Origin of the sequence: Chryseobacterium sp. VD8 (assembly GCF_037149975.1) — a bacterium.
GTDB classification, from domain to species: domain Bacteria; phylum Bacteroidota; class Bacteroidia; order Flavobacteriales; family Weeksellaceae; genus Chryseobacterium; species Chryseobacterium indicum.
Genome location: NZ_JBBCQL010000331.1, coordinates 1 through 3381, shown reverse-complemented (window position 1 = coordinate 3381; position 3381 = coordinate 1). Strand labels below are relative to the sequence as shown.

5 protein-coding genes are annotated in these 3381 nt (G+C 38.6%); all 5 read right to left on the bottom strand.

Features of this window, described 5'->3' with window-relative positions:
- A partial coding sequence (locus tag WFK35_RS21565; protein WP_336734597.1) for a DHA2 family efflux MFS transporter permease subunit occupies window positions 1–964 on the bottom strand: 964 nt, incomplete at its 3' end.
- Window positions 965–1128: 164 nt separating this feature from the next.
- Window positions 1129–1302, bottom strand: coding sequence for a hypothetical protein (locus tag WFK35_RS21560; RefSeq protein WP_336734595.1), 174 nt, complete (start codon window positions 1300–1302; stop codon window positions 1129–1131).
- A complete protein-coding gene (locus tag WFK35_RS21555; protein WP_336734594.1) occupies window positions 1299–1439 on the bottom strand; it encodes a hypothetical protein in 141 nt (46 codons plus the stop codon). Before WFK35_RS21555 ends, WFK35_RS21560 begins: the two co-directional genes overlap by 4 nt.
- A 348-nt stretch (window positions 1440–1787) precedes the next feature.
- Window positions 1788–2891 carry an HlyD family secretion protein gene (locus tag WFK35_RS21550; RefSeq protein ID WP_336734592.1) on the bottom strand — a complete coding sequence of 368 codons (1104 nt, stop codon included), beginning with the start codon at window positions 2889–2891 and terminating at the stop codon, window positions 1788–1790.
- Between the two features lie 20 nt (window positions 2892–2911).
- The coding region (locus WFK35_RS21545) for a TolC family protein (RefSeq protein WP_336734591.1) at window positions 2912–3381 on the bottom strand (470 nt) is incomplete at its 5' end.

The window sequence follows — 3381 nt, the reverse complement described above, 5'->3', positions numbered from 1 at the left end:
TGAAAGCCGTCGTTAAGGCCGCCGGAATCATTAAAGCACCCGACTGAAGCGCCGTCCATCCCAGAATACTCTGGGTATATAAAGGAACGATAAACGTTGAGCCGTACAAACCAAATCCTAAAACGAAGGACATCACGGTTCCGATTCTTAAGTTTCCGTTTTTCAGAACACGCAGTTCTACAATCGGATATTTAAAGGTAAGCTCTCTCCAGAGGAAAAGGATAAATCCTAAAACGGCAGCTACGGTAAAGAAAACGATCATTCCGCTGGCAAACCAGTCTTCTTCATGACCTCTTTCCAGAATAAACTGTAGGGAACCTACGGTAATTGCCAATAATGCAATTCCAATCCAGTCTACATCCGAAACTTTACGTTTTTCGGCATACTTCGGACTTCTTACAAACTGAAGCGTCATTAAGGTCGCCGCAATTCCGATCGGAATATTGATGTAGAAAATGTAAGGCCAGCTGAAATTATCCACAATATATCCTCCCAACGGCGGACCCAATGTAGGACCGATAATTACACCAAGTCCGTAAATTGCCTGTGCCATACTTCTTTTTTCAAGCGGATAAGATTCCGTGATGATGGTTTGTGAAGTTACCAGAAGCGCTCCCCCACCGATTCCCTGCATAAGACGGAAAAATACAAGCTCCCAGATGTTGGTCGCATTTCCGCATAAAAAGGAGAAAACGGTAAATATAATGATGGAAGCCGCGAAATAGTTTCTTCGCCCGAACTGCTGGGAAAGCCAGCTCGTCATCGGAACAATAATTACGTTTCCGATGGCGTATGCGGTGATTACCCATCCTACTTCGGATAGTGTGGCTCCAAGATTCCCTTTCATTTCATTCAGGGCAACGTTTACAATCGTGGAATCCACTATTTCAAGCAAAGCACAAAGAATTGCCGTAATCGTAATGATTACTCTTCGGGCTCCGTATTCTACTAATGAATCTTGCATAGTTTTTTTAGTGTTGTATTAAAAATCAAGAGATTTGAGATTCGGAAATATGAACAAGTTTTTACGAACCAACTTTGTTCTCTCATCACGGGGATGAGGTTTAAGAAAAATTTAGCTGATTAAAATTTCATCAAAGCATTTCCAAATCTCTAAATTTCTCAATTTTAAAAAAGTGAATTGTCAATAATCATCCTCTTCATTGTCTGATTTTTCCTTCTGCATTGTTCCCTGCATGATCTGTCTTCATTAAACCGCAATTCTGCGCCATTGTTCTGCCTCATTATTTCATCATCAAATTCTTCTTCATATCCGGTAACTGCTTCATCAATCTTCTTCATTTCCTGTTTCCTCTTCCTGATCTTTCTGCATTTACACCGGAACCTTCTTCATGGATCAACTTCATCATTTCCACATCTTTCGCTGATCTCAGCTTCATTGATCCGGCATCGACCTCATCGCCAATCTTCAAATTCATTTCATTTCATTAAAAAATGACTTCTCCTTCAAAAATTGACAATTCACTTATATATTTTTTTGATAATCCGTTATTAATTATACTGCTTTTTAACGCAAAGATCACTAAGATTCTTTTAAAAACTAACTGTTTTTAAGTTCGCAAAGCTACTTCGACAAGCTCAGCATAAACTATTCACTCAGCAAAGAACTCAAAGATTTTTCAATTATGACAAATTACAGATAATCATATATATTTTTGAAAAAAGTGAATTGCAGTTATCAATCTTTCATTGTCAATTTACTACTTCATTTACATCTCATAACCGATCTGCTTCTGCATTGCTGACAATTCACTTGTTTTTATATTTTATTTTAAAGAAACTTCTGCTTTTACATTCATCCCTGTTCTTAGTCTTTTAGAAACCTCTTTATCAAGATTTACAAAATCGATTTTTACAGGAAGTCTCTGCACTACTTTTACGAAGTTACCACTCGCATTATCCGGAGGAAGTATAGAGAACGTAGCTCCGGTTGCAGGAGAGAAAGAACTTACCACACCGTCAAATTCTCTGTCCGGGAAAGCATCAATCTCAATTTTTACTTTTTGTCCTTCCACCATTTTATCAATCTGAGTTTCTTTGAAGTTGGCAATCACCCATTTCTGGTCATTTTTAACCAAAGCAAACAATTGCGAACCTGCCTGCAAATACTGTCCTGCCTGAATCGGCACTTTTCCAACATATCCGTCTTCCGGTGCTACAATTACCGTGTAAGATAAATTCAGTCTTGCATTTTCCACATCCACTTCTCTCTGTTTTGCAACGGAATTTGCCACCCCGATCTGCTGAGAGCTTGCTGCTGTCTGAGAAGAAGCAATATTCGTTTGTTGTGCAATCTGGTTTCTCTGATCGATTAAAACCTGAAGCTGCTTATCTGCAGACTGTTTTGCTGCCAACGCCTGCTCATACTGCTGTTCTGTAATGGAATGATCTTTCACAAGATTGGCATATCTTTTTAAATCCTGAGAAGTTTTCCAAACGTTTACTTTTGCGGCTTCAATCTGTGCATTGGCTGTTGTAACTGCTGCTTCAGAAGAATTTATATTTTTTGAAGTTGCCGTTGTGGAAGCCTGCGCATTAGAGATGCTGCTTTTTGCTGTTGCCAAAGCTGCTTCTGCCTGCTGTAAAGCCATTTTCTGGTCTCTGCTGTCCAATATAACCAAAGTGTCCCCTTTTTTTACAAACTGGTTATCCTTTACTTTTACTTCCGTTACGTATCCTGAAATTTTAGAAATTACGGGAGCCATATTGGATGCAATCTGTGCATCGTCTGTTTCTTCATGAACCTGCCCGTAAGAATAGGTTCTGTAACCGTAGATTCCTCCTCCGATTAAAACTACGGCTAATATGATAGGGAAAACTAAACTTTTTTTCTTTTTTGGTTCAGTCGTTTGTGTAGTATTATTTTCCATTGTGGGTATAGTTCTTAATTTTATTTATTTGTTAAAGTTCCGGTAGTCTGCAATAGTTTTCTGTAGGCTAAAACGGCATCTGCTTTGGCATTGATTACCCCTACATTCGCAGAAATCTGTGCTGCATCTGCATCCAGAAGCTCCGTCATTGTAGCCAGACCATTATCATATTTATTTTTTGTAATTCTGTAATTTTCGTTAGCCTGTTCTGCAGATTTTTCGAAAACAGCAATTCTCTTTTTAGAATAATCTGTGTTCTGGTATTCTCTGTTTACATCAAGTTTGATGTTGTCGTTTAGCAATTCATTGGTTGCAGCCAGCTGCATTTCTTTTGCTTTTGACTGCTTAAGCGAAGAGTTTTCTTTCCAGAGATTTGATAAATTGTAAGAAATTCCTACGCCAACATTTACGGCATTGTAAATTGTTAAAAACTTAGGAATGTCTGCCGCCACATAACCTCCTGTAAAAGCAATGGAAGGAAGATTTTCAG

Excerpts from the sequence above, each read along its gene's own strand:
- WFK35_RS21555 (WP_336734594.1), bottom strand. The coding sequence starts at position 1,439 with ATGAATTTGAAGATTGGCGATGAGGTCGATGCCGGATCAATGAAGCTG.
- WFK35_RS21550 (WP_336734592.1), bottom strand. The coding sequence starts at position 2,891 with ATGGAAAATAATACTACACAAACGACTGAACCAAAAAAGAAAAAAAGT.
- WFK35_RS21560 (WP_336734595.1), bottom strand. The coding sequence starts at position 1,302 with ATGAAGAAGATTGATGAAGCAGTTACCGGATATGAAGAAGAATTTGAT.